This window comes from Bacillus hominis, from assembly GCF_030348325.1.
GTDB lineage: Bacteria > Bacillota > Bacilli > Bacillales > Bacillaceae_G > Bacillus_A > Bacillus_A hominis.
In genome coordinates this window covers 280,001-282,500 of the sequence record NZ_JAUCFS010000005.1, presented here as the reverse complement: position 1 = coordinate 282,500, position 2,500 = coordinate 280,001, and the positions used below count along the sequence as shown (strand labels likewise).

At 44.1% G+C, this 2,500-nt stretch carries 1 protein-coding gene, 2 rRNA genes and 1 pseudogene (2 of these 4 cut by a window edge); 2 read left to right on the top strand and 2 right to left on the bottom strand.

The features are described 5' to 3' along the window. Together QUF93_RS03980 and QUF93_RS03975 are read left to right on the top strand one after the other, a co-directional pair. A protein-coding gene (locus QUF93_RS03980; RefSeq protein WP_289357926.1) for a zinc-binding metallopeptidase family protein crosses the window boundary here: on the top strand, positions 1-75 show its end. The gene continues 324 nt to the left of window position 1, outside the view; 75 of the gene's 399 nt are visible here — the last part of the coding sequence; its start codon lies beyond the left edge, outside the window; its stop codon occupies positions 73-75. A 442-nt stretch (positions 76-517) separates the two neighbouring features. Beyond that, a pseudogene (locus QUF93_RS03975) lies at positions 518-958 on the top strand (ASCH domain-containing protein); the annotation flags it as partial. A gap of 96 nt (positions 959-1,054) precedes the next feature. On the opposite strand, the gene rrf reads toward QUF93_RS03975, so the two are convergent. Both rrf and QUF93_RS03965 read right to left on the bottom strand, forming a co-directional pair. Beyond that, positions 1,055-1,170: ribosomal RNA gene (rrf, locus tag QUF93_RS03970) — 5S ribosomal RNA — on the bottom strand. Positions 1,171-1,219: 49 nt separating this feature from the next. Continuing rightward, positions 1,220-2,500: ribosomal RNA gene (locus QUF93_RS03965) — 23S ribosomal RNA — on the bottom strand; it runs 1,641 nt beyond the window's last position.

The following is a 2,500-nucleotide window of genomic DNA, read 5'->3' as shown; positions in this document are numbered from 1 at the left end:
GCTTTTCAAACTTTAGACCCAAAGAAACAAGCTCGTATTATCGTTTTTTTTCGCAACGCCATTTTTACCACATAATTATTTAGATCAAAACAATAAAAATAATCAGCAACTACAAAATAGTATCATGCACATACTAAAAGACGTGCACAACGAAACAGGAGGACAATTTCCAATAAAGAAATTCTTCTCATACTCAGCTGACGACAGTTTTCTATCTATGCATGAAACAGATGAAGAATTACAACCTTTATTAGAGAATTCCCTTAAGTGGGAACAGTTGTACCCACTACCTTATAATACAATCCGTAACTTAAATTATCCCTTCTATTAATATGGGCGTCTACAGGAAAGATGACCACAAATAGGCAGAATGAGTATAAAAGCTTTATTCATTTCATATATTGCCTTTGTTAATAAGGAAAACAACAATACAAGTGTTAAATAATTATAGGGGATTATATAAGAACACATAACAAATACTCCTTAGTCATAGAAAAGTGAGGTAGTAATATAAAAGAATTTACTAGCGAAAAAATATTGGAATAACTATTGAGGGTACGAAGAAAAGCCTAAATCTGTTACAGCTTGGCAATTTGATGATTCTCCTGATTATCTTGCACAATTAGTAATTGACGGCATAAAAACTGCAATATGCTCAGGATATGTTTTTTATGAATTAGATAATGAAGAACTCCTGAAAACAAATGATAGCTACAGGTTCATCCTGGCTATTAAGGATGAACCTGTAGCTATCATTAAGACAATAGAAATAACTGTAACACCAATGAATGAAATAAACGAGGATTTTTCTATTACTGAAGGCGATCGCACTTATAATTACTGAAGAGACACCCCTATTCAGTTCTTTACGAAGGAACTGAATGAACTTGGCCTTAGTTTTTCTGAAGATATGCTGCTTGTTTGTGAACACTTTACACTTATTGATGTAAAAAAATAAATATAGCTTGTCATCTATCACTCCAGAAATACGTAGATGACAAACTTATTTTATTAAACACAAAAAAGACGAGTCATTCTGACTCGTCTTAAAGTTGCTTGGCGACGTCCTACTCTCACAGGGACAAGGTCCCAACTACCATCGGCGCTAGAGAGCTTAACTTCCGTGTTCGGTATGGGAACGGGTGTGACCTCTCTGCCATCATCACCAAACTATGAAGGCATATTCCTTCAAAACTAGATAACATTTGCTTCATATTATATGGTTAAGTCCTCGATCTATTAGTATTCGTCAGCTCCACATGTCACCATGCTTCCACCTCGAACCTATCAACCTGATCATCTTTCAGGGATCTTACTAGCTTACGCTATGGGAAATCTCATCTTGAGGGGGGCTTCATGCTTAGATGCTTTCAGCACTTATCCCTTCCGCACATAGCTACCCAGCTATGCCCTTGGCAGAACAACTGGTACACCAGCGGTGCGTCCATCCCGGTCCTCTCGTACTAAGGACAGCTCCTCTCAAATTTCCTACGCCCACGACGGATAGGGACCGAACTGTCTCACGACGTTCTGAACCCAGCTCGCGTACCGCTTTAATGGGCGAACAGCCCAACCCTTGGGACCGACTACAGCCCCAGGATGCGATGAGCCGACATCGAGGTGCCAAACCTCCCCGTCGATGTGGACTCTTGGGGGAGATAAGCCTGTTATCCCCGGGGTAGCTTTTATCCGTTGAGCGATGGCCCTTCCATGCGGAACCACCGGATCACTAAGCCCGACTTTCGTCCCTGCTCGACTTGTAGGTCTCGCAGTCAAGCTCCCTTATGCCTTTGCACTCTACGAATGATTTCCAACCATTCTGAGGGAACCTTTGGGCGCCTCCGTTACACTTTAGGAGGCGACCGCCCCAGTCAAACTGCCCACCTGACACTGTCTCCCGGGTCGATAAGACCCGTAGGTTAGAATTTCAATACAGTCAGGGCGGTATCCCACCAGCGCCTCCACCGAAGCTAGCGCTCCGGTTTCAATGGCTCCCGCCTATCCTGTACAAACTGTACCAAAATTCAATATCAGGCTACAGTAAAGCTCCACGGGGTCTTTCCGTCCTGTCGCGGGTAACCTGCATCTTCACAGGTACTATAATTTCACCGAGTCTCTGGTTGAGACAGTGCCCAAATCGTTACACCTTTCGTGCGGGTCGGAACTTACCCGACAAGGAATTTCGCTACCTTAGGACCGTTATAGTTACGGCCGCCGTTTACTGGGGCTTCAGTTCAGAGCTTCGCTTACGCTAACCCCTCTCCTTAACCTTCCAGCACCGGGCAGGTGTCAGCCCCTATACTTCGCCTTACGGCTTCGCAGAGACCTGTGTTTTTGCTAAACAGTCGCTTGGGCCTATTCACTGCGGCTTTCCGTTAAGAAAGCACCCCTTCTCCCGAAGTTACGGGGTCATTTTGCCGAGTTCCTTAACCAGAGTTCTCTCGCACACCTTAGGATTCTCTCCTCGCCTACCTGTGTCGGTTTGCGGTACAGGCACCTT